This window comes from Brumimicrobium oceani (assembly GCF_003143775.1).
Lineage (GTDB): Bacteria > Bacteroidota > Bacteroidia > Flavobacteriales_D > Crocinitomicaceae > Brumimicrobium > Brumimicrobium oceani.
Window position 1 is genome coordinate 247,016 of sequence record NZ_QFRJ01000001.1, and the last position, 24,017, is coordinate 271,032.

25 protein-coding genes are annotated in these 24,017 nt (G+C 34.0%); 8 read left to right on the top strand and 17 right to left on the bottom strand.

The features are described 5' to 3' along the window. The first annotated feature begins 6 nt into the window (after positions 1 to 6). Positions 7 to 213 carry a hypothetical protein gene (locus tag DIT68_RS01065; RefSeq protein ID WP_109357959.1) on the top strand — a complete coding sequence of 69 codons (207 nt, stop codon included), beginning with the start codon at positions 7 to 9 and terminating at the stop codon, positions 211 to 213. Positions 214 to 255: 42 nt separating this feature from the next. Then, entirely contained in the window at positions 256 to 735 is a 480-nt protein-coding gene (locus DIT68_RS01070; RefSeq protein ID WP_109357960.1) for a Dps family protein, read from the top strand. Between the two features lie 219 nt (positions 736 to 954). Here DIT68_RS01070 and rpe read toward each other — a convergent pair whose 3' ends face one another. Both rpe and DIT68_RS16235 read right to left on the bottom strand, forming a co-directional pair. After that, positions 955 to 1,605 carry a ribulose-phosphate 3-epimerase gene (gene rpe, locus DIT68_RS01075; RefSeq protein WP_109357961.1) on the bottom strand — a complete coding sequence of 217 codons (651 nt, stop codon included), beginning with the start codon at positions 1,603 to 1,605 and terminating at the stop codon, positions 955 to 957. Positions 1,606 to 1,655: 50 nt separating this feature from the next. Further along, entirely contained in the window at positions 1,656 to 1,796 is a 141-nt protein-coding gene (locus DIT68_RS16235) for a hypothetical protein (protein WP_158276082.1), read from the bottom strand. A 172-nt stretch (positions 1,797 to 1,968) separates the two neighbouring features. On the opposite strand from DIT68_RS16235, the gene DIT68_RS16465 reads away from it, so the two are divergent. Both DIT68_RS16465 and DIT68_RS16470 read left to right on the top strand, forming a co-directional pair. After that, the gene (locus DIT68_RS16465) at positions 1,969 to 2,478 is read left to right on the top strand and encodes an ATP-binding protein (RefSeq protein WP_255411148.1); all 510 of its coding nucleotides are present in this window, start codon (positions 1,969 to 1,971) and stop codon (positions 2,476 to 2,478) included. An 18-nt stretch (positions 2,479 to 2,496) separates the two neighbouring features. Then, complete coding sequence (locus DIT68_RS16470) at positions 2,497 to 3,318, top strand: DUF4143 domain-containing protein (RefSeq protein ID WP_233244128.1); 822 nt, start codon at positions 2,497 to 2,499, stop codon at positions 3,316 to 3,318. Between the two features lie 372 nt (positions 3,319 to 3,690). Here DIT68_RS16470 and DIT68_RS01085 read toward each other — a convergent pair whose 3' ends face one another. Together DIT68_RS01085 and DIT68_RS01090 are read right to left on the bottom strand one after the other, a co-directional pair. Continuing rightward, the gene (locus DIT68_RS01085) at positions 3,691 to 5,802 is read right to left on the bottom strand and encodes a M16 family metallopeptidase (RefSeq protein ID WP_158276083.1); all 2,112 of its coding nucleotides are present in this window, start codon (positions 5,800 to 5,802) and stop codon (positions 3,691 to 3,693) included. A 39-nt stretch (positions 5,803 to 5,841) separates the two neighbouring features. Further along, a complete protein-coding gene (locus DIT68_RS01090; protein WP_109357963.1) occupies positions 5,842 to 7,308 on the bottom strand; it encodes a M16 family metallopeptidase in 1,467 nt (488 codons plus the stop codon). A 162-nt stretch (positions 7,309 to 7,470) separates the two neighbouring features. Between DIT68_RS01090 and DIT68_RS01095 the strand changes: the two genes are divergently transcribed. Then, entirely contained in the window at positions 7,471 to 8,541 is a 1,071-nt protein-coding gene (locus tag DIT68_RS01095; protein WP_109357964.1) for a substrate-binding periplasmic protein, read from the top strand. Positions 8,542 to 8,713: 172 nt separating this feature from the next. Here DIT68_RS01095 and DIT68_RS01100 read toward each other — a convergent pair whose 3' ends face one another. The 3 genes from DIT68_RS01100 to recR all read right to left on the bottom strand — a co-directional run bounded on the left by DIT68_RS01100 (position 8,714) and on the right by recR (position 11,506). Next, entirely contained in the window at positions 8,714 to 9,028 is a 315-nt protein-coding gene (locus tag DIT68_RS01100) for an HPF/RaiA family ribosome-associated protein (protein ID WP_109357965.1), read from the bottom strand. Positions 9,029 to 9,247: 219 nt separating this feature from the next. After that, complete coding sequence (locus tag DIT68_RS01105; protein WP_109357966.1) at positions 9,248 to 10,816, bottom strand: histidine kinase dimerization/phosphoacceptor domain -containing protein; 1,569 nt, start codon at positions 10,814 to 10,816, stop codon at positions 9,248 to 9,250. Between the two features lie 69 nt (positions 10,817 to 10,885). Next, the gene (gene recR, locus DIT68_RS01110) at positions 10,886 to 11,506 is read right to left on the bottom strand and encodes a recombination mediator RecR (protein WP_109357967.1); all 621 of its coding nucleotides are present in this window, start codon (positions 11,504 to 11,506) and stop codon (positions 10,886 to 10,888) included. Positions 11,507 to 11,660: 154 nt separating this feature from the next. On the opposite strand from recR, the gene DIT68_RS01115 reads away from it, so the two are divergent. Genes DIT68_RS01115 through DIT68_RS01125 form a run of 3 tightly spaced genes read left to right on the top strand, consistent with a single transcriptional unit; the run spans position 11,661 to position 13,722 of the window. Beyond that, positions 11,661 to 12,374, top strand: a complete 714-nt coding sequence (locus DIT68_RS01115) for a DUF6962 family protein (protein WP_109357968.1) — start codon at positions 11,661 to 11,663, stop codon at positions 12,372 to 12,374. Further along, positions 12,361 to 12,822 (top strand): SsrA-binding protein SmpB, encoded by a 462-nt coding sequence (gene smpB, locus DIT68_RS01120; protein ID WP_109357969.1) that lies wholly within the window; start codon positions 12,361 to 12,363, stop codon positions 12,820 to 12,822. Before DIT68_RS01115 ends, smpB begins: the two co-directional genes overlap by 14 nt. Before the next feature lie 12 nt (positions 12,823 to 12,834). Then, positions 12,835 to 13,722: a bile acid:sodium symporter family protein gene (locus DIT68_RS01125; protein WP_109357970.1), complete on the top strand. Its 888-nt coding sequence runs from the start codon at positions 12,835 to 12,837 to the stop codon at positions 13,720 to 13,722. 15 nt (positions 13,723 to 13,737) lie between these two features. Here the strand turns inward: DIT68_RS01125 and DIT68_RS01130 are convergent, their stop codons facing one another. The 10 genes from DIT68_RS01130 to DIT68_RS01175 form a co-directional block, all read right to left on the bottom strand. Beyond that, on the bottom strand, positions 13,738 to 14,853 hold the full coding sequence (locus tag DIT68_RS01130; RefSeq protein ID WP_109357971.1) for an SDR family oxidoreductase: 1,116 nt from the start codon (positions 14,851 to 14,853) through the stop codon (positions 13,738 to 13,740). A 273-nt stretch (positions 14,854 to 15,126) separates the two neighbouring features. Then, complete coding sequence (locus DIT68_RS01135) at positions 15,127 to 16,914, bottom strand: AMP-dependent synthetase/ligase (protein WP_109357972.1); 1,788 nt, start codon at positions 16,912 to 16,914, stop codon at positions 15,127 to 15,129. A 200-nt stretch (positions 16,915 to 17,114) separates the two neighbouring features. Further along, complete coding sequence (locus tag DIT68_RS01140; protein WP_146194084.1) at positions 17,115 to 17,585, bottom strand: hypothetical protein; 471 nt, start codon at positions 17,583 to 17,585, stop codon at positions 17,115 to 17,117. 162 nt (positions 17,586 to 17,747) lie between these two features. Beyond that, the gene (locus tag DIT68_RS01145; RefSeq protein ID WP_109357974.1) at positions 17,748 to 18,707 is read right to left on the bottom strand and encodes a D-2-hydroxyacid dehydrogenase; all 960 of its coding nucleotides are present in this window, start codon (positions 18,705 to 18,707) and stop codon (positions 17,748 to 17,750) included. A 16-nt stretch (positions 18,708 to 18,723) separates the two neighbouring features. Continuing rightward, on the bottom strand, positions 18,724 to 19,773 hold the full coding sequence (gene serC / locus DIT68_RS01150; RefSeq protein ID WP_109357975.1) for a 3-phosphoserine/phosphohydroxythreonine transaminase: 1,050 nt from the start codon (positions 19,771 to 19,773) through the stop codon (positions 18,724 to 18,726). 132 nt (positions 19,774 to 19,905) lie between these two features. Next, entirely contained in the window at positions 19,906 to 20,214 is a 309-nt protein-coding gene (locus DIT68_RS01155; RefSeq protein ID WP_109357976.1) for a 30S ribosomal protein THX, read from the bottom strand. A gap of 139 nt (positions 20,215 to 20,353) precedes the next feature. Beyond that, a complete protein-coding gene (locus DIT68_RS01160; protein WP_109357977.1) occupies positions 20,354 to 21,034 on the bottom strand; it encodes a TrmH family RNA methyltransferase in 681 nt (226 codons plus the stop codon). 70 nt (positions 21,035 to 21,104) lie between these two features. Beyond that, on the bottom strand, positions 21,105 to 21,377 hold the full coding sequence (locus DIT68_RS01165; RefSeq protein ID WP_109357978.1) for an HU family DNA-binding protein: 273 nt from the start codon (positions 21,375 to 21,377) through the stop codon (positions 21,105 to 21,107). Between the two features lie 313 nt (positions 21,378 to 21,690). Next, entirely contained in the window at positions 21,691 to 22,647 is a 957-nt protein-coding gene (fmt, locus tag DIT68_RS01170; protein WP_109357979.1) for a methionyl-tRNA formyltransferase, read from the bottom strand. Beyond that, positions 22,647 to 23,978 (bottom strand): MATE family efflux transporter, encoded by a 1,332-nt coding sequence (locus tag DIT68_RS01175; RefSeq protein ID WP_109357980.1) that lies wholly within the window; start codon positions 23,976 to 23,978, stop codon positions 22,647 to 22,649. Before DIT68_RS01175 ends, fmt begins: the two co-directional genes overlap by 1 nt. Positions 23,979 to 24,017 lie beyond the last annotated feature (39 nt).

Here is a 24,017-nt window from a genome sequence, read left to right on the forward strand (position 1 = left end):
ATAATTATGGCAAGAAAAGAAGAATTACAGAAAGAAATCAATGATTTGACAAACGAGATAAGAGATAAAATGCCTTCAACATATAAACATTTAATGGAATCTCCGGGTACCATTCCAAATGAACAAAACGAAAACAGCGATAACTTTGAAAAACTGTTAGAAAAGTATAAAAATCAGTTGATTGGAATCTTAAAGAAGGACGATAATAAGTAGTAAATAATTAATAATAAATAACATAAATAAACAATACATAAAATGAAAGAATTTAAAAGTTTAGGGTTTGACTCAGAAGAATCAGAAAGTGTAGTAAATAACTTGAATTTGCTTTTGGCTAACTTACACGTACATTATCAGAAACTTCGTAATTACCACTGGAACGTAACAGGAGGTGAGTTTTTTGATATTCACGAAACTACTGAGGCAGAATACACAGAAGTGATTACAGAGATTGACGAGATTGCAGAAAGAATTAGAGTATTTGGTGCCACTCCATATAGTTTGATGAAAGATTATTTAGAAGTTTCTGAAATTAAAGAAACGGGAACAGATTTGAGTTCTAAAGAAATTGTTCAAGAAATTTTGAGTGATTACGAAATCTTATTCTCTTTCATGGTAGATACCATTGAAACTGCCAGAGAAATAGGAGACATTTCTACAGATGATTTGATCACAGGTTTCATGAGAAGAAGAGAGAAAATGCACTGGATGTTAAGTGCTTTTAGTAAAGAAGACTAACATAAATAATACAGACAAAACAAAATGGCACTTTAAACGGTGCCATTTTGTTTTGTTTATAGTTCAAGAAAGGAGTGAAGCCTCACTTTAAAATATTACAGTAGCCTAAACGCTACGAAGGAATTACGCTTTGAACAGGAATTTAGTCCACCTAACATTGACTGCAATTACAAGAAAAATCTTGTTAACTGAATAAGTCATTTTCCAATATTCATGAAATTACAAGTGCCCTAACTTTTGAATAGTTTCAACTGGGTTCTCAGAGCCAAATACAAAGCTTCCCGCCACGAGTGCGTCTGCTCCTGCATCTACTAATAATTTTCCAGTGTCTAAATTTACACCACCATCTACTTCGATTAAGGTTTTGGCCTTGGTCTCTGTGATCATGGATTTTAAACTTCGTACTTTTTCAACGGACTGAGAAATGAATTTTTGCCCACCAAATCCTGGGTTAACAGACATGATTAAAACTAAATCAATATCATGAAGAATGTCTTTAAGTAAATCAACGGGGGTATGTGGATTTAAAGCAACACCTGTTTTCATTCCAGCTGATTTTATGCGTTGTAATGTTCTGTGGAGATGAGGACAGCTTTCGTAATGTACAGTTAAAATGGCTGCACCAGCATCTTTAAAGTCATCTATATAATCATCAGGAGTGGCAATCATCAGGTGCACATCCAAGGGTTTAGTTGCGTGTTTGTGAATTGCTTTCATCACTGGCAAACCAAACGAAATATTAGGAACAAATTGTCCATCCATAATGTCGATGTGCAACCATTCTGCGCTACTACTATTTAACATTTTTACATCACGCTCTAGGTTAGCGAAATCAGCTGATAATACGGAAGGAGAAACGATTGTGCTCATATTTTTTCTTTTTGCAAAGATACTAAAAACTTATTTCTTTACAGTCGATTTTATCCTCTGATCAAATATGGAGTAGGGAACTGATTCAATTTATCCGAAGCTTCTAAATCTAATGTCTCATTTCCTCTTATTTTGCTTTGATTATTACCATCTTTCATGATAGACATCAAGTTTATAGTTCCATAAGACATATTAATTGATTAGATTGCCCTTGGTTTGTTATACTATTTATCAAAAATTTCCCTTGTTCTGTTACACTGTTGTCTCAAAATTGCCCTTGGTTTATTACATTGTTTTCTGAAAATTGAGTTTGTTTTGTTACGTTTGTCAATGATAACGAATAATTTACTGTAATTCATAGTACTGAAAAGAGAAAGGTTTAAGAATTTAGAAGCTTGGAAGGAGAAGAGAAACAGAAAGCCTTTAATATTGCGTGGTGCTAGACAAGTGGGGAAAACAACCCTTGTGAAAAAATTTGGAGAAACATATCAAAACTTCATCTATTTAAATCTAGAGAAATCAGAGCACGCTAACTACTTCTTGAAAACGGATAACATTAGTGAGATTATCAATACTTTATTTCTAGCCAATGGAATTAAACTTAAGCAAAAAAATGATACCCTTTTGTTAATTGATGAAATTCATGAAGTTCCGAAAGCAATTCAGTTATTAAGGTATTTTTATGAAGAATCTCCCGATTTACATATCATAGCTGCCGGTTCATTACTTGAATTTGCTTTGGATAAGGTTGAAAGTTTCCCGGTTGGCAGGGTTGAGTTTTTATATTTAAATCCATTTAATTTCAGAGAATATCTTTTGGCTATCTCAAATAAATCAATTGTAAAAGAATTGGATACTATTCCAGTAAAATAATATGCACACGATATTTTGATGAAAGAATTCCATCAATATGCAATCATTGGTGGAATGCCAGAAGTCATTAAAAGCTTTATTGAATCTAATGATTTAACAATTTTACCTGAAATATATGAGAGTATTTGGGCATCTTATAAAAGTGATGTAGCAAAATACTCTAAAGGTAGCGTTTCAACGAAGGTGTTAAATCATATAATTAATACAGCGCCTTTTTATCTTGACGAAAGAATCAAATTTCAAAATTTCGGAAATTCTAACTATAAATCAAGAGAGGTTGGTGAGGCCTTTAGAGATTTGACAAGCGCAAAAGTGATACAATTAATTTACCCAACTACTTCAACAGATTTTCCTGCAATTCCAGATTTAAAGAAGTCTCCACGTTTGCAAATATTAGATACAGGCTTGGTTAATTACACATTGAAAATTGCACCCGACTTAATTCTTAACGAGGATTTAAGCGAAAGCTACAAAGGTTCTTTATTACCTCATATAATTACACAAGAGGTTATTTCATTGCAAACATTTAAATCTGAATTGCCTAACTTTTGGGTTCGTGAAAAATCACAATCAACAGCTGAGCTTGCTTTAATATTAAATCATAAAAACATATTGATACCAATTGAATTCAGATCAGGTAAAACAGGAACTTTGAGATCTTTACATGAGTTTATTGATCGTTCTAAACATCCTTATGGTGTTCGGATGTATGGTGGAGAGTTTAGTGTGATAAAATCAAAAACACCTAAAGGAAAAGAATATTATCTCATGAATTTACCTTATTATTGGGGAACAAAAATCCATCAATATGTTGAGTTTTTAATCGCAAACTATAAATAGTAACGGTTCTATACGATTTTGTGGGGTTTTGTATTATATCTATTTGTTTTAAACCAAGGACTTACGTGTTTGGCTATTAATATGCCGTCCCTCCGAAACTAATCAGTTGAAATACAGACCACCATGTGCTTGCTTGTGAAAATGTAATTATAATTTTGATAAATACTTTAAAATATAAATCGTATAGGTTACATTTAATTTCGCAGTAGAACCATTAATTTTTCTAAGGATTAAAATTGATTACCCGCAGTATTTCATATAGAACCATAATAACTAAAGATTATAGCTTCGATTTCATAAGGTTTATTTCTTGGATACAAAAAAAATGCGGCTCCGAAGAACCGCATTTAAGTTGTTTAAAAAGCAGTGTAATTAATCCACTTCAAACTTCTTAGCATCAATTTTACCATTAATCTCTACATCTTTAATTGTCGCTGTCATTCCAACAGATTCGACCATTTGTGATGTCTTTTTTGGGAATAGGAATCCTTTGTAATCAGTAAATTGACTGTACACAGAAACAATGCTTTGAGGTCCTTCTTCTGTAACTTCAAGTGTTTCAGAATACGCTTTTAGTGAAGTTTCCTTATTGTAATGTGTTGTCGTAGTTGTTTTACCAATTGTATATCTTATTACATACATTTCAACTCCGTCTTTAACTTCAATTCCCAATAGCTCAAAATCTTCTTCGTTATCCAATAAGCTATATTCAGGGAAAATAGAGGCTGTCTTGTTTTTGTTGGTCACCTCTTCTTTCGTTAATTCAACAGTATCAAAACCACCTTGCTGATTCATCATCTTTGTTACTCCTGCAGAACCATTGAACTTTTCTTCTTGGAGAACCATTCCGTTGAATTCCATTTTAGATGCAGTCATATTTGGTGCCTTGAAATAAGTTGTCATTTTTAATTCCATTGGAGCTTGATTAGGAACAACAACGGCATCTCTTTTCATTGTTTTTACTTTGCTGATTTTTTTATTTGCTTTCTTCATTTTCGAAGTTTGGGTAACAGCCATCAAGTAATTTTCAAATACCTCTTGCTTAGAAATGTCCGCTGGTTGTAGTGTATTTTCGATTTTTGGATCACCAAAAGCATCAAAGATTTCTATGTTTCCATCAGCGTCAAATTGTTTTAAATTTTCTAATATCTCTTCATTTCCAACAACAATGATGTTTAAATTATTTGGCTTTACATAATCTGTTGCCATTTTCATAATATCTTCTTGCGAAACATTGCTTAATTTTTGAAGATAAGTTTGATAATAATCGGCAGGCAAATCATTTCTGTAAGTACTCAAAGCAAAGTTGGCAATTGTACGAGGAGATTCCAAAGTTCTAGCAAAACTACCAGCCATAGAAGCTTTGTTTAATTCTAATTCCTCTTCAGTGACCATTTCTTCCGTGATTCTATCGAACTCATATAAGAATTGCGTAATTGCAGAATCAGATACCTCATTTCTAAAACTTCCTTGTGCATTTATATAACTTCCTTTTCTATCTACATCAAGATTGGAATAAGCTCCGTACGTGTATGCTTTATCTTCACGTAAATTTTGCATTAAACGTGTTCCAAAACCGCCACCACCAAACAACTTATTTAATGTTGATAATTTAATTTGGTCTTCATCTCCGGGTACCATATCTATTGGAAAAGAAATGCTGATAACAGATTGAACTGCTCCTGGTTTTTCAACAAAAATCACTCTGTTTCCTTGAGGCAATACACCTTTACTGTATTCTTTTTCAAAAGGAACACCGCCTTCCCATTCTCCGAAACGCTCGCTGGCAATTTTTCTAGCTTCTGCTTCATCAATGTCACCTACAATAACTAGGTAACTCCCTGCGGGTGTGTATTGCTTCTTATAAAATTCGACAACATCGTCACGCTTGATGTTTTTCAATGTTTCTTCGGTCATAATTTCACCGTATGGGTGATTACTTGTAAAGATAGCCTTGGCCATGGCGTTTGATACCATTGAACTCGGATCAGTTTTTACTGAGTATAAACCAGATTCATATTGTTTCTTAATGCGCTCAAATTCACTTTCTGGAAAACTTGCGTTCTTCATGACATCTGTCATCAAGTCTAACCCTTTCTCCATGTGTTTTGTCAAGACACTGAGGTATATTCCAGAACTGTTTGCCGATAAATAAGCACCAATAAAATCTGTTTCATTGTCAAACTCATCTTTAGTTCTGTTACTTGTTCCAGACATTAAAAGATCACCTGCAATATCTGATAAACCAGCTTTATTTCCTTCTAGTTTAGGATCTGATCCCATGACTAGATTAAATGACACCTTAGGGATTTTATCATTCGGTGAAAGAATTACCTTCATTCCATTGTCTAAATCAAAAACGATAGGCTCTGGGATATTAATTTCTGGCGCAGGACCTGGAACCGGAGCTTTTGAACGATCAACTTGTCCAAATGCAAATACAGACGTAAGAGCAATTGCTGTTCCTAATATTATATTTTTCATTTTCATCTTTTCTTGAATATTATTGTTCTACTAAATCTGTTATTTCTTTGGTAAATAGTACAATACCAATCTTGCGTCTTTAGTGAAATACTTTTTAGCAACTTTCATTAAATCTTCACGTGTAATATCTTCATAAACACTTAATTGTTCGTTTATTAGATTTGTGTTTTTAAAGTACACATAGTTATCCGCTAAAGTTTCTGCTTTTCCAGCAACCGAACTGTTTGAAGAATAAAAGTCATTTTCAAATTGATTTTTTACTTTTTGGAATTCTATTTCAGAAACTAATTCACTTTTTGCTCTTTCAATTTCAATATCTAAGGCATCTTTGAGGTCATTAATTTCAACATCTTTTGCCGCAATTCCTGCGAAAAGAGCAATTCCTGGATCTTCTAATGGGAAAGCAAATGAGAATGCAGTCACAGCTAATTCTTTCTCTTCCACAATATTTTTGTTCATTCTGGCACTAGTACCACCGGAAATAATGGCATTTAACATTTCTAAAGCATAGGCTTCTTTCGTGTTTTGTTTTGGCGAATGGTAACCAATAAATACAGCTGGTAACTGAATGTTATCATAAACAGTATCTACGATTTCCTTTTCTAATTTAGGCTCAACAATATTTGGACGTGGAATTACTGTCTCTTTTTGCTTGTATTCGTTAATCATTGCTACGCCATCCTTTGATGTTGTACTAAAGAAATCATCTGAATTGAAAATAGCCTTACCTTTGCCGTAACGGGCGGTGAATGCTTCATTGTCCAAATTTAGATAATCACGGTAAAGATTGATTGCCTGACCTTTAGGGATTGTTGCGAAATATTTGTCTATTAGAACTTTAGCTTCTTCAATGTTAATGTCACCAGCAATGGAGAGGGTAGCGTTTGAAGGAACATAAAAAGTTTTGTAAAAATTAATAAAATCCTCTTCCTGTGCCGCATCTAAGTGTTCCATGTAACCAATTGGAGTCCATTTGTAAGGATGTTTTTGGTACAAAAGGTCAAAAGCTGAAGCCATGAATGAACCATAAGGTTGGTTGTCTACGCGTTGCCTTTTTTCTTCTTTTACAACTTCGCGCTGTGTCTCAATACCTTTATTATCAACTTTGGCGTGCAGTAATCTTTCAGATTCTAACCAAAGTCCTAACTCTAAGTTGTTTGAAGAGAAAATTTCGTAATAATATGTTCTGTCTTGCGATGTGTTGGCGTTTAAGGTTCCTCCATTTCTCTCAATGTATTGGTCAAATTCACCTCTCTCTATGTTTTGACTTCCTTCAAACATTAAGTGCTCAAAGAAATGTGCAAACCCTGTTCGATCAGGATTTTCATTTTTTGAACCAACGTGATAAAGTACTGATACCGCTACAATAGGAGTGGAGTTGTCTTCATGAAGAATGACGTGCATTCCGTTATCAAGATCATACTCAACGAAGTCTATTTTATTTTTTTGAGCATGTAAACCAAATATAAACGTAGTTGCTAATGCTGCAGAAAATATTCTTTTCATTATATAAGTTTTAGATATTATGTTCAAAGAAACGTATTTTTTCTCACTTCATAAATTTCTTAATGACAAAAGATGAAATAAGGAGATGAATGGTGTTTAAAGTTTATTTGTCAGTACTTTATTTTTAATTTTGCTAAAATTCAATGTTTTAATTCTTCTATTATGCGATTAATCTTCTTCTTATTGTCTCTATTTACGCTGGTTTTAGGACAGAAAGCTTTTGCTCAAGACTCTTTAAAGGTAGGGTATGTGAATTCGGCACCATTTATTTACGAGGAAAATAGCAGGCTCCAAGGTCCAATAAGTTGGTTATGGTATAATATTGTTGATGACAATGATTTTTATTGTGAATATGTTCATGTTGAGTCTAATGACTTGCTAAACGAACTCAAATCTGGAAATATTGATTTGGCACTTTACCCTTTAACAATTACCAGCAGTCGCTCTAAGTATGTCGATTTTTCAGCGCCCTTCTATTTGGCCCATAGTGGACTCGTCACAAAAGAGCTCTCATCTTGGAAGAAAACCATCTTATTTTTAGAATCTTTTTTCTCCTTAAACTTCTTTCGGGCGTTAGGTTCTTTAGTTTTTATATTATTGATTTTTGGATTTTTAACTTGGAGGTTTGAACGAATAGGCAATCAAGAAGAGTTTGGTGAGGGCATAAAAGGACTCTGGAGCGGATTTTGGTGGGCAGCTGTAACTATGACTACCGTTGGTTATGGAGATAAGTCGCCGCGTACGACAGGTGGAAGAATCGTTGCCTTAATTTGGATGTTTACCGCCGTAATTATTATTTCGGGGTTAACAGCGAGTATAACTTCTTCATTAACCGTAACGGAATTAGAAAGTCAAAGCAATACAATTGATAGTTTTAAGAAGAAAAACTTGGGAACTGTAAAGCAATCCAGTTCACATGAGTGGATGAAGGACAACTTTTATAACAATTCAATATTGTATGAGCGTAAAGAAGATCTATTGCCTGCTTTAATGAATGAGGAGGTAGATGCAGTAGCCTACGATTTACCATTGTTAAGAGCATTGGTGAAAGTAGATACGCTAAATAGTTATGAAATTTTACCATTGTCCTTTAATCCGCAATATTATGCAATTGGTATGAAGCCCAATATTAAAGATGAGCTCCAAAAAAGAATCAATACCCATCTTTTGAAATATACCGAAAGTTTAGAATGGAAAGTTGTTTTGGGCGAATATGATCTGACTATCGATTAATTTGAAAATGCAAGGAATTGAAAAGTTCAAAAATTCAAAAAGAAGATATAATTTATGACTTTTTTAAGACATTAATTTCATTGCAGATAAATTGTAGAATTCGACAAATTGCTCCAAAAAAAAAGGACATTCAAAATGAACGTCCTTTTTTAAAACTATTTTATTTAGCTTCTTAATGGTTTTGTAGTTTTCCTATCAATGAAGTTAAGCTGCTAATCATTTTCTTTGTTGCTCCGCTAATTGCTTGCTCAACTGTATTTTCTTGACTTGATACTGCAACTGGCTTTAATCCTTGAGGACGAACTTCTAAGATACATTTCTTATCGTTTGCACCTCCTTTATCCCCATTTTCATCAGAAAGGTGAACCTCTACGCGCGTTACTCTGTCATCGAATCGACTTAAATCTTCTTTTATTTTGTTTGAAAAGTAAGATTCAATTCTTTCTTTTCCTTCGATGTTGTTGTCTGTGTTAAAAAATACTTCCATGTTAAATAATTTGTGAATGTTGTTGACATTCGGTTAGTAAAAAAAAGTAAGTTACATACCTTCAATTTGATAACACAATATAAGGTTTTTAACCATACAATTTACCAAAAATCCGATTAATTTATAAAATATTATCTTTTGATAAGCGCTGGCATTCTTTCATGTCTATCCCCTTGAAATAAGCCTTTTTTGAGGAGGAATTCAAAAATTAGGAGCTCTTTAATTTGTACTAATACCATTAAAACTAAATAGATATTCTGTGTAGCTTTTATCTTTGGTTAAGGTATAAACTCCTTCAATTTGTTCTGTGAAAATTTCAATCATAGTTGTTCCAAAATAGTCGCTTACTTCACTCTCTATCCAAGAGCCGTTATCTGTAAATCGAACCTTTAAAGCTTCCGAGTTGTCCTCTTTAATAAATTCAATCGATATTTTTGGATTTTCTTGTGAGTGAAAGGCGTATTTTAAACTGTTTGTAATGAGCTCATTTAAAATTAGGGCCAAGGGCATGATGGAATTTAATGTGCTCGTTATTTTCTCCTCTGATTTAATTTCAAGTAAAACATGATTTACCTTTGGATATTGCGAACAAATATCAATAAATAAAGATTCTGTGTAATCCTTAAGGTTCACAATTTTACTTTCCGGTGATTGATACATCTTTCTATGTACAAGTGCAATAGAGGCTATTCTGTCCATGGCTTCCTTCAACGCCTCCCGGGTTTTGTCATCATTCGATACGTTAGATTGTAAACTCAATACACTAGAGACAATTTGCAGGTTGTTTTTAACCCTGTGATGAATTTCTTGTAGCAATACCTGCTTTTCTTTCTCGCTTTTTTTGGATTCTGCTAGTAACTTTTTAAGCTGACTTTGTACTTCTCTTTTATGTTTAAGACGCGCTTTAAGTTTTCGATTTAATGAGTAAATTATGATCAAAAGTACGATTAAGGTGATCATCAGTATGGATGTCCATATAAAAAGACTTGTGGAATATTGTTTCTTGTTTTTCCCAGCGATCCATTTTTCTCTTATTTGATGTTTTGTTTCAGGTGAAATTTGTTTGATAACTTTATTGACTATTCCTGTAAAAACAGACCATTTTGGATTGACTGCAAAACAAATTCCATTATCCTTAAAAGGTGTTGTTCCTACAATTTTTAGCTTATCAAAACCATAATGATTAATATAATAGGAAACAACATTTAAGTTTCCTACGAAAGCATCAGATTCTCCATTGAGTAATGCCAATAATGAGCGTTCAATACTCTCGAATTCTTTTATATTGATCCCTTTATCGTAGTCTTTTAATAATTCTTTGGTGTAATAATTTTTGGAAATACTTACTGTTTTGCCACTGAGATCACTCAGTTTTGAAAAATAGGGAGACGAACTGCTGGCTACAATAACAATAGGGTCTTCAATATAGGGTACGGATAGGTCAAAGTATTCAGCTCTCTTTTTTGTATATACACAACTTGGAATAACCATGATTGAGCCATTCATTAAGCCGTCAAATGATTTCTCCCAGTTCATTTTTGGTAGAGCTACCATTTTTATACCTGTCTTTTCTTCCAGAATTGTTATGTAGTCATTTACTATTCCACCATATTGTCCAAATGAAAACAGTTCATAGGGTTCCCATCTTGTATCGTAACCAAATTCTATTATTGGATGCTCTTCAATCCACTGTTTTTCTTCTTCTGTAAAGTTTATTTCTTGCGCAAAACTAAAAATAGAAAACAGAACTGCGATGACCAACAAAAGGTGTTTATTGTATGATTTCATTTAAGCGTATTAGTTTTATATGCTTAATATTACAGAAAATATATCAGAATTGTTTAAAAAAAAGAAATTTTATTTTGATTTGAATGTTGATTCAAAAGGCAGTCGTTGAAGTATTGATCTTCCCAAGGTTAATTCATCAGCGTAATGCAATTCAGAGCCCACGGAAACTCCCCTAGAGAGTGTCGTGACAGTGATGTCGGATGGTGATATCTTTTTATAGATATAAAAGTTTGTCGTATCACCTTCCATAGTTGAACTTAAAGCGAAAATAATTTCATCTATTTTATCTTCCCTTACTTTCGTGAGTAGTGTAGGGATGTTTAAATCTTCTGGACCTTGACCATCCATTGGAGAAATTACACCGCCTAAAACATGATAAATTCCTCTGTAACTGCGTGTTGCTTCTATAGCCATGATATCGCGAATGTCTTCAACCACACAAACTGTTCTGTGTTCACGGGCCGGATTTGCGCAAATTACACATTTCTTATCGTCCGAAATATTACCGCAATTCTCGCAGTATTTTATGTTTTCTTTTATTCCTTTGATGGCATTTGAAAAGCGGTCTATTTCCTCGGGTGAACGTTTAAGTAAATCAAGCACCAAACGCAAAGCACTTCTTTTCCCTATGCTTGGCAAAGAAGCAAACTGTTCTACAGCCTCGTTTAAATATTTTGAAGGTAAATCCACGGCTGCAAAAGTAATTAGCTTTTATGAAAATAGCTTCTTTTTTATCGAAAATTGAATGCCAGTTTTCTACTAAAACAATGATTTGTCTCACAGAATTCTATTCAACCTACCTTTTTAATAAGAATTGCTTATTTTTGCCGACTTATAATGAGTTATGGAAAATCGATGTGACATCCCTGCGGATAAATTGCCTTTTGAATTCATGGGGCTTTGTCTTCAAGAACCAATGGCAATGGTAACAAATTTGCTCATTGCTATTACTTGTTTTATTATTTTTTCGAAGATGAAAATAGTTGAAACCAATTTTCAGAAAAACTGGAAAATGTTCTTCTTGATTTTTGGACTCAGTACATTTTTTAGTGGCTTTGGTCACGTGTTTTTTCAATATACAGGATATTACGGTAAGTTTCCAACATGGACTTTAGGATTGGTTTCTGCATTTTTCGCCGGTAAAGCAATGATTAGTTTAAATGTAATTAGACCGAAATTATACAAAGCTATGATTAGGTTTTTATATGCCAAATTCATTGTTTTTACAATTTTAGCGCTTTCACTTCAATCTTTTGTGTTTGTAATGGCTGATGCAGTAATTACTTATCTGTTTTTCTGTATGGGATTTGGAATTTATTATTGGAGAAAAGGATTAAGTTCATTTAAATATACAGTTTATGCGGTTTTGATTCTGATTCCTTCAATTTTTATATTCACACTTCAACTGAATCCTCATCTTTGGTTTAATAAAGAAGATTTAAGTCATGTTTTGATGACAACTACAGTTATTTTCTTTTACTTTGGGGTAATACGATTAAATCAAATTGATTTAGATCATCTCATTTCAACAAGGGAAGTTAAATATGTCAACAAATAAAAATAGAATAAATATAGTTAATAAACGTGCGCGTTTTGAATATCAACTACTCGATAAGTATGTTGCAGGAATTCAATTGGGAGGTACGGAAATTAAAAGTATTCGCCTAGGAAAAGCGAGTATTCTTGAGGCATTCTGTGTAATTGAAAATAACGAAGTCTATCTTCGAAATATGCACATTGCGGAATATGGAAATGCATCTTTTTATCAGCACAAAGCAAAAGCGGACAGAAAGTTATTGTTGAATCGAAAAGAAATCAATAAGTTGGACAAGAAGATGAAAACGAAAGGTTTTACTATCGTTCCACTTCGAATTTTCATCAACGAAAAAGGCTATGCGAAAGTTGAAATTGCCCTGGCACAAGGTAAAAAACTGTATGACAAACGTCAAGATTTAAAAGAGAAAGACGACCAAAGGGCGATGGATAGAATCAAAAAAGCGTACTAATCCTAATTTTCAATGCAGACATTCCTAGATTATTTATTGCCAGTTTCGATTGCCGTAATAATGTTTGGGATTGGTCTGGGTCTTACTGTTAGTGACTTCAAACGCGTTCTTGTCTCTCCTAAAGCTGTTCTTTTTGGATTATTCGGACAATTAATTCTCATGCCGCTGATTGGTTTTGGAATTGCTTTTGCCTTTGATTTAGACCCCATTTATCAATTAGGAATTGTGCTAATAGCCGCTTGTCCAGGAGGAACTTCTTCCAATATTGTAACCTATATGTTGAATGGTAGGGTAGCACTTTCCGTTTCCATGACGGCTTTTAATAGCTTTTTAATCATCCTTACCATTCCTTTTATTTTAGATCTTGCTTTTTCATTGTTTTGGACTTCCACTAAGGAAGTAAATTTATCAATGATTGATACTTTCAAAGATGTTTTATTAACCGTATTTATCCCTGTATTGCTTGGCTTAATAGCAAGACATTATTCTCCTGTTTTTGTCAATAAACTAAGGAAACCATTGCGTTTTATTTTGCCAGGAATTATGTTTTTTGTGTTCTTGCTCGTGCTTCTCAACGAAAAAGAAAATGGCGATAAATCCATGTTAGAATATTGGGATTTATTACTACCAGCACTTTGTTTAAACGTTTTAGTGATGTTTGTTGGATTCTTCACTTCTGGCTTTGCTGGAATAAACCACGAAGGAAAATACACGATAGCCATAGAAATGGGCTTGCAAAATTCTGCCTTAGCAATTTTCTTAGCAAACAATGTAATCCAAATCGACGGACTTTCATTGATTGCTGTTTTGTACGGTGGCTTTTCTTTCTTTTCAACTTTAATTATTGCTTGGTTGATGAAGCGTTACATGGGAAGGGGAGAGGCAGTGAAAGTTGGTTAGACTTTCCTCAATATTCTAATAACTTTTCTTAAACTTCTGCTCCACAGAAAAATTAATCAAATTCATGAAATTTTCGTGAACTCCTAAAGTGATTTCTAATTTCAATTGTTCGATGAGTTTTAAAATTAAATCTGGCTTAAACTGTAAATCTGGAACGGAAATGTATTTTTCAAATAGTCCGCCAAGGGTTTTGTAATACAATTGCTCAAAGGCATTCTGATTTTCGGGCTTTTCTTCAACGTATTTGTAGGAATGAATATTAAACGATTCAAGTACATTTCCAACATAATCTTTGTGCAAGATTTGCTTTGGATTAACGATATTTAGTTCTTTAATTTCGGGATTCAAAAATGCATATAAAATGGCTTTTGAAACGAAATCGACCGGAACGATATTTAAACCGCTCTTTTTGTCAATCCAAATTCTGAATTTATCGACTGGTTTATTGGCATATTTATCTAAGAATATCGGCCAAGAATAGAATACGTCATATTTTGGCGTTTCAAATAACGGCTTGTCTATCAATCGACCACAAATAATACTTGGTCTTAAAATTTGAGATTTGATGTTCTTTTTTAAACAAACTTCCTTTACATAGCGCTCACTTTCATATTTTGATTGCTCATATGGATTTCTAAACTTATTAACAGAATAGTTTTCAATTTTGTCATTTACTTTACTGTTTTGAATTCCAAAAGAATAAGCAGTGCTTATATAAAGAAAACGATTCACTGATTTCGGCAATTGTTCCAACAAATTCTTCGTCACCAAGTAGTTTTGATTGTGAACTTTAGATTTAGAATCGGAGGTGTTCAATAAACTTGTAGAACCAGCGCAATGAATCACTGTATCAAAATTATATTTCGCTAAAGCCTCTTCAGAAATGCTAGATAAATCTTCAGAAATTACGGTTACTTTTGCCAAACATTCTTCCAAAGTAAATTGATTCAAAAAAGCAGGACGAGATTCATCTTGAAGAATGTATACCAAACGTTGTTGAGCAGATTTTTCACTGTCTCTAATCACCACAAAAAGATGGTTTACAGTTTTCTCAACAAGTGCTTTCTGAATCCATTCAAAAATGATGTGACTTCCTACAATGCCTGATCCTCCAGTTAATAAACAATTCATATAATTAGTAATGCTTTAAAGTATTGATTATTATTTTTTAATATTGAAAATTCTCAAGTTCAATTTTATCGTCGCAAAATTACGGTATTAAAATAAAGGAAAAGCTAAGCTGAAGGCTAAAAATGAAGTTGAAATAGAGTTTTTCTATAAACTCGCTTTTTTTCGATGGTCGGAAACATAAGTGTTTTTGATTTTGACCTGCTTCCGACAAGATAATCAATAATTATACTCCTCAAGAAAACTGAGCTTTTGATGTTTTCTTGAAAAATCGAATTAATTATACAAAGCCTCTATTTGGTCCTTATAGCGCTCAATTACCAAGCGTCTCTTTAATTTTAAAGTCTGCGTTAATAATCCATTCTCCACTGTAAATGCTTCTTCTGTGAAAATGAATTGCTTTGGAATTTCATAACCTCCGTATTTTTCTTTTAGACTTTTACGAATCTCTTTTGCCATAAATTCTTGAACATTGGGCAGGTGAATGAGTTTTGTAACATCTGTTTTAACGTCCAAAAATTGAGCAGTCTTGCGTAAAACAGCTTGATCTGGAACAACAATACAAACATTAAAAGGTCTTCCTTCACCATATATCATTGCAGCTTCCACATAAGGCAACAAAACAATGTCTTCTTCGATAGCGGAAGGAAAAACATATTTCCCGTTTTCGAGTTTGTATTGTTCTTTGAAACGACCGGTGACATATAAAAATCCATCTTTATCTAGTTTTCCACGATCTCCAGTTCTTAGCCAACCATCCTCGGTGAAAACCTCTTTGGTTTCTTGCGGTTTGTTGTGATAACCCACCATGAGATTTGGTCCTTTCACTTGAATTTCACCATCTTCACTATCATCATCAACCATGGATTTGTCAATGCGAATATCAATAAATTCCAAAGCACTTCCAACACTTCCAATTTTGTTGCTTTCTGGGCTGTTCATGGTAATTGCAGGAGAAGTTTCACTCAATCCGTAGCAGTTGTAAACATCAACTCCAATATCGGCAAAGAAATAGGTTACTTCATTATTCATTTGTGCACTTCCCGTAATACTTCCTTTGAGCTGACCTCCAAATCGTTCTCTTATTTTCGATAAAACCAATTTATTTCCAATGCCATACATGAGTTTTGTCCCCAATCCTACTTTTCCTTCTTTCAAACGATATTCTCTGGCAGCTTTTAAGGTTTTATTGAAGAGTTTTAACTTGAAACCACCTTCATCTTCCATTTTTTGATGAATTCCAGCATATATTTTATTGAAAACACGCGGAACAGCTATTAAGAAAGTTGGTTTTACTTTTACAAAATCATCTGCCAAAGTATCCATGTTTTGCATAAATCCGATTGCTCCACCAAAGTAAAGCCAGTTGTACAGTTCAGCGGTTTGACCATAGCTGTGTGCCCAGGGTAAAATGGATAAACTTACCGCATTTTCATCGAGTTCATTTTTATAGCGTCTGTAACCTGCTCTTGCGTTTGAGGCGAAATTTCCGTGCGTTAACAAAACTCCTTTTGGGTCTGAAGTAGTTCCAGAAGTATAAATTAAAGCTGCAATATCACTGACGTTTGGAATAATTGAAGGAACATTCTCTTTCTCACCTAGAGCTTCCAAATATTTCATGCTTTGCTCTCCAGTTGTATCAATAACATAGATGTGTTCCAAAGTTTCGATTTCATTCTTGAGGTGTTTAATTTCCTCATAAATAGCAGGGGAGGAGACCAATAAAAATTTCACCGCCGCGTCTTTTATAATGTATTCCCAAGTGCTTTGATTTTCACTTTCGTACATGGGAACAAAGCGGGCAACTAAACCGTAAGATGCAAATGCTGCAACCGCCCATTCTACTCGGTTACCCGATATAATTCCAACAGCATCTCCTTTTTGAATGTTTAAGGAAGCCAAAGCACTTCTGAAATTATTTACACGTTTTTTAACGTCAGAATAAGTAATCCAATTAAATTCTCCAGATTTTATGTCTTTTGTACCAAAAAGTCTATTGTTGGCAAATTTCTCAGTAGCCGACTCAAAGAGCTCAACTAAATTATCAGGTTTTTCTATTGTCATTTCAGTGTTTTATATTTGGCTATTCAATTCAGAATAAGAGCAGTAATGGAATAAGAGCAGCGCTTATTTTTATTGCTTTAATTATTGTTTTAACTGGATTTTAAACCATGTATAAAGATAATAAACTTTTGGGAGCTATTGTGAATGCTAGTGCTGTAATTCATGGATAACCATGCTTGAATTTCGCTTAAATCTTTTCTTTATCTACCTCTCTTTCTTTTTCTAAGATTAGCACTTTGTATTTCTGCTAATTTATTAACTCCTTCGTATCCTAATTTTTCCACAAAGATATTAAAGGTTTTTTCTGCTAATTTATATTCTGTAAATTCATGAAGTGTAGATTTTTGATTTGTACTTTTAGTTAATACAATATCATAAGTTCTTGCCCTAATATCCCTAGCAACACCTTGACTAAATATATTGGTAGTTTCATTGGTGTATTTTAATTTAACTTTATTGAAATCAGAAGATTGGAATGAATACCCAATTGTTAATCCGAAAAATGATTTGTAAGACTTAAATTTCTTTAAATCCGCACTGAATATGACACCTGATTTAGTAAACAAAAGTGCAATTCCTACAAATAGAATTAAAATAGCAATCATCCAATTAAAATAAATCATAGCTAGTCCAAAACCGATAATGAAAATGGCATAAATTAGGTAATTCATTGAGTACCCTTCTGAAATGTTTAAATCTTTTTCCAATTGAGGTTTAAATTTAATAGTTGTATTATTCTATTGATTGGATCATTGTATGGAATTTAATTTAAACCAAAAAAAAAGCGTTCAACCTTCCGATTAAACGCTTTTTGATATAATATGTTTTGTTGTTTACTTCAAAGTAGCGATAATTTTATCCGCCAATTCAGTTCCAATTCTTGATTGTGCCTCGGCAGTTTGACCTCCAATATGCGGAGTACAAGCAATCCTTGGGTGACTCAATAAGTCTATTCTAGGAGAAGGCTCATTTTCAAACACATCAAGTGCAGCAGCTGCAACTTTTCCATTATTGAGTGCTTCTAATAGGTCATCCTCGTCGATCACACCACCTCTTGCAACGTTAACAAGGCGAACTCCATCTTTCATTTTTTCGAATTCAGCTTTTCCAATAACAGCTTTGTTACCATCTTGCTTAGGCACATTCATTGAAATGAAATCGGCTTGACTGATCGCTTCATCTGCATTGGTAGTCGTTTCTATTTTTGCCACCACTTCACCAATACCTTCAATTTGGATAGGAATCTCAACTTCCTCTTTATAAAGGGAAAGACCAACTACTTTCATTCCTGCTCCTAAAGCATAGCTTGCTAAAGTTTGACCAATACGACCAAATCCGTATACTAACAGTGTTTTTCCTCTTAACTCAGTTCCTTTACTGTACTGCTTTTTTAGTGTTTTGAAGTCTTCGTTACCTGTTTTTGGCATGTTTTGATAAGAATCGTAGGTCATGCGCGCCAAAGCATACATTGTTCCCATAGTAAGTTCCGCCACAGATTGTGAAGAAGCGCCTGGTGTATTTTCAACTGTTAAACCTTTTTCTCTTGCGTAAGCTACATCGATATTGTCCATACCAACTCCACCACGTCCAATGAACTTCAACTCAGGACAAGCGTCGATTAAGTCTTTTCTGACCGTGGTTGCTGAGCGTACGAGTAAAGCTACATAATTCTCTTTGTTGATTGTTTCAATAAGCTGGTCTTGTGCAACATGCTCTGTTACAACAGTGAAACCAGCTTCTTCTAATTTTTTTATTCCTGCTGACGATATGCCGTCATTTGCTAATATTTTCATATCAATAAGTCTAGTTTTATAATGATTTCATAATGCTAACAAGTGCCTCAACACTTTTTAACTCCAAGGCGTTGTACATTGAAGCCCTATAACCACCAACAGAACGGTGACCTTTAAGACCCACTATGTTTCCATCATTCCACAATTGATCAAAACGTTCTTTTTTACTATCGTCAGTTAGACGGAAAGTAACATTCATTAGTGATCTATCTTTTACTTCTGTAGTCCCTTCGAAATTAGGATTGTTGTCAATTTCGTTATACAATAAATCTGCTTTGGCTTGATTCTTTTTTGCCATTTCTTCAACACCTCCATTTTTCAATAAATGCTTCAAGTTTAGGTTAGAAACAAATACTGAATAAACAGGAGGAGTATTAAACATACTGTCTTTTTTAGCGTGAACAGCTAGATCCAAATAAGTTGGGATATGCAGAGAAGATTTTCCTAAAATACTGTCTTTTACAATATATAATGTTGCTCCTGCTGGACCTAAATTCTTCTGAGCTCCTGCATAAATTAAATCAAATTTAGAAACGTCAATTGGCTGAGAAAATATATCAGAAGACATATCACAAACCAATGGAACATTTGTTTCTGGAATAGATTTAAATTGTGTACCCACTATTGTGTTATTTGATGTGTAGTGTAAGAAGTCGATATCTTCTGGAATTTCACTAGCATCAGGGATATAGTTAAATCCTTTGTCTTCTGAAGAAGCTATTTGAATTGCTTCTAAACCAGCGTTTGCTCCTTCTTTTACTGCTTTTGTTGCCCAAGTACCAGTGTTAATGTATGCAGCTCTTTTGTGTTTTCCAGCAAGGTTGTAAGCGGCAATTAAAAAACCTAAACTAGCCCCTCCTTGAAGAAAAAGAACTGTATATCCCTCAGGTACATTTAATGCTTTCTTTACATTTTCTCTTGCTTCTTCCATAACTTTAACGAAGTCTGCACTTCTGTGCGACACCTCCAATATAGATAATCCGTTAAAGTCAAGAACTGCTGCTGCGGCCTCTTTGAATACCTCTTGAGGTAATATACATGGACCTGCTCCAAAATTATGTTTCATGTTGCTTCTTTTTTTTACAAATATGTTAATAAATATGCATTTTTACGTGGGAATCGCTGTTTAAAACTTTGAAAAAATGAAATAAAAAAAAGAGTCGACAAACTTGACGACTCTTGATATAATTTTATGGATTTATTTTTCTTCTTTCTTATCTGCAACTTTGGCTTTAGCTTTCGGTTTTTCTTCCTTTTTAGCTGTTGTTTTCTTCGCAGCAGTTTTAGCTGCAGTAGTTTTCTTTGTAACGGGTTCTTTTTCTTCCGTTTTGTTAGTTTTTGCTTTTTTTGCCGTAGTTTTTTTAGCGCTTGTAGTTTTCGCTATTTTCTGTTCTTTTGGTTCATTTAGAGGTATAGTGAAATTTGTTCCAGCTTTCCTTGGTCTAGACTTACCAAATGAACTTCTAAATCGTTTTCCTTTTGCCGTTTTAACATCGCCTCTTCCCATATTCTATGTTTTTAATTGGTTCGTTTGCTAAATATACAAAAAATAACATGTCTTAATGAAGTTTTGTCGCTATTTAGTTTCCTTTGATTCTAAACAGGCCATAGAAGGCATAATGCAATAACAATACTCTCTTTTTCGTCTATTCATTCTCGGCAATTCTTCTCATGAAATCCTTAACCACATTGTCTGAGTTTTTAATGATCTTTTTACACCATTCAATTTTTAATTTCGTTTGTTCTTCATGAGATAATTTCCAATTTAAATCTGATTGGGCTTCTAACCTTGTACGAATTGTGTTTATCGTTAATGCGGCTGACACTGAAATATTAAAACTTTCTGTAAAACCAACCATCGGGATTTTTACATAATAATCAGCTAAATCAAGTGCTTTTTCAGACAAGCCGGTTTGTTCTGTACCGAAAAGGAATGCAATTGGCTCATCAATAGGTACAGTGTTTATTGTGTATGCATCTGTGTGCGGAGTAGTGGCTGCTATCTTGTAACCTCTATCTTTTAAAGATTGAATACAATTTGTTGTGGGGTACAGCTTATCTGTATAGTGATAGTCGTTAACCCACTGACCTGCACCTAAAGCAATGTCTTTGTTTACGTTAAAAACATTGTCACTTTCTATGATGTGCAAATCTTGTATTCCAAAACAATCGCAACTTCTCATTACAGCACTAGCATTGTGTTCTTGGTATAAATTCTCCACTGCAACGGTCACATGTTTCGTTCGCTCTGCGGCAATGCGTTCAAATTTTTCAATTTTCGCAGGAGTAATAATTGAATATAGTGCTTTTAGTAGCTTTTCTTCCATTGGATTAATGTTTGAAACAAAAAAAAGGGAGCTTTTAGGGCTCCCTGCAATTTTTTTAAAGAATTGCTGTCTAGTTAACAGTAGTTGCTAACTCAGAACCAGCTTTAAACTTAACAACTTTTTTAGCTGCAATTTGAATTTCTTTTCCAGTTTGTGGGTTTCTTCCAGTTCTTGCTGCACGCTCAGAAATAGAGAAAGAACCAAATCCAATTAAAGAAAGGCGATCACCTTTTTTTAATGCATCAGTAGTTGTGTTGATAAATGCGTCTAAAGCTTTTTTTGAATCTGCTTTTGACAATCCAGACTCTGAAGCCATTGCTTCGATCAATTCTGCTTTGTTCATAGTTATGGTTTTATTTGTTAAAAATTATACTTAAGCAAATATAGCGGAATATCCACTACTCACAAGTGTTTCACTGAAAAAAAATCAAAATTAGTCGATTAAATCTTACTTTTTTATCAAAAAAAGTGCTCAAAACCTTTAGATATAGCGCTTTTGAACACTTTTAGATAAGTTTTTTTAAAAAATTAAGTCGTTTTTAATCAGTGTTTTAGGTGTTTCGTAGGAAGGGTTGGTGAAGCTGGATAAGCTGCTCCAGGTAAAATCTAGCTTAAAAACATTTTAATTTAAAGGAAATCAATAAAATATATTGAATTTAATCTACAATTTGCCATTCGTCCAACGGAAAACCAGCTAAAAATGAAGTAGCATTTAATCTTTTCTTTCCCTCTAATTGAACTTCAATTAAATTTAAAGCCCCAGATTTGGTTTTTAAAATCAACTTCTTATTCTCGTTTAGCAATGCAAGTTCACCATGGTTTTGTTCATCTACAACTTCCGAACGGAACAGTTTCAGGGTTTTTATTTCACCGCTTTCCTTGTGTGTGAGTTTTATCCAGGCAGTAGGATAGGGTGACATCCCTCGGATAAAATTATGAATTGCTTTAACGGGCTTCCTTAGATCTAATAAACAATCCTGTTTGGAGATTTTAGGTGCTGATTTTAAATCTCTATCTGGCTGTGGCTGTGGTTGTGCATTGCCCAATCTGATAAGTTCAACGGTGTTTACTACAGTTTGAGCACCCAAAACCATCATACGGTCATGCAATTCCCCAGCTGTTTCGTTTTCTCCGATAGATAATTTATCGCTCAGTAGGGTTTGACCGGTATCAATTTTCTCATCAATAAAAAATGTCGTAACTCCTGTTTCTGTTTCTCCATTAATTACAGCCCAATTGATAGGAGCTGCACCTCTATATTGAGGTAAAAGTGATCCGTGCAGATTAAAGGTCCCCATTGTAGGAATTTCCCAAACTACTTTTGGCAGCATTCGGAAAGCAACTACAATGAAAAGATCTGCCTGAAAAGATGTTAATTCTTGTATAAACTCTTGGCCTTTTAATTGCGTTGGCTGTAGCACAGGTAAGTTATGTTGAAGCGCACATTCTTTAACAGCGCTTCCTTGAAGCTTTCTTCCACGTCCAGCAGGTCTATCAGGCGCCGTTACTACTGCTTTAATACTATACGACTCCTTAATTAGTTTTTCTAATATGGTTACCGCAAATTCAGGTGTTCCCATGAATACGATATTTAAATCTTTCTTTTCTTTCATTAGTATTCTTTTTTTCGCCAATTAAAAATAGATAAATATAAAATAGATAATCCTCCTAAAGAGATAAAGTATAGGTATTCCACAGTCCAGATTGCCGAAATACTCCAATTCCATACCTTAATCGTAAGATAAGCATATACGATATAAACAATCATTCCGAAGATTTCAATTAGCAAACTGACTCTAGTGTTCCCAGATCCATTGATGGTTTGGAAATAAGGTGTGGATAATCCAAAAATTAAAATAGAACCAAAAACCATTCTTAAAATGTATGCACTGTCTTCTAAATAAGCCTCCTCGGGATTTATAATAGAGATCAATTGTTCTGGGTAGAGCAGTGCTCCATGAAAAATAGCCAGTAGGAACAAAATGGTTAAAAACTGAATTCTCTTTACAACTTTAGGAATGATTGCTTTGTCCTTTGAATCCATGTACTGTGCAACATAGGTTTTAGTTGTTGCTCCAAATCCAAAAATGGGTACAAATGCCAAGAAATAAATAGATCGAATATTCTGAGATACCGTTAAGTCATAAGTGCTCATTTGCTCTATCCAAGTAAAGAATATAGTCCATGTGGCCAAAGCGAAAAAACCTTGAATAACTAAGGGCATTCCAACGCTGAAGAGTCGACCGAGACTTTTTATGGTTACTTGAAATTTTGAGAAAATCCCATACATGCTCCTTTCTTTTGAGGAGAAAAGAAAAACCAATAAGACTAAAGCTGTTAATCCTTCTGAAATAACTGAAGCTAATGCCGCTCCTTTAACACCCATAGGTTCTACATCCCAAAAACCAAAAATGAAGAGATAATCCAAAATGATATTTGAAACAGCGAAGAAAGCAGTGCTAACCATGATTACCCACGTTTTTCCTGTGGCCATGAAAAAACTATTCAAGGCCAGCATTAGCACACCCATAAAAAAACCATAGGATCGAACAGATAGAAAGTCAATTTGCTCTTGGGCTAAAGCTTTGTTTTTGGAATATCCCATGAGCATATCCCCAACATGATTCTGTGTTAAGTAAAAGAAGCAAATGGCAAAAAGGAAAATAACGAAAAGTGCAGATTGAAACGTGGCGTTTAATGCTTTGTTTTCTCCTTGCCCAATTCTACGGGCCATGATGATTTGAGATGCATCGCCAAGTCCAGTTAACCCCATGAAAAGGGTGACATAAATTAATCCTGCATTTCCGCTTGCGTCAAAACTTAAGGTGCTGTATCTACTTAGGAAAGCTGCATCAGTGATCATTACGATTGATTGGATGAAAGTTCCTAACATCAAAGGTAAAGCGACTTTTAAGATTTGTTTATATGAGATCGACAGCTGCATGATGAATTTCAATAAGTCGCAAAAATAAACAATCGATTG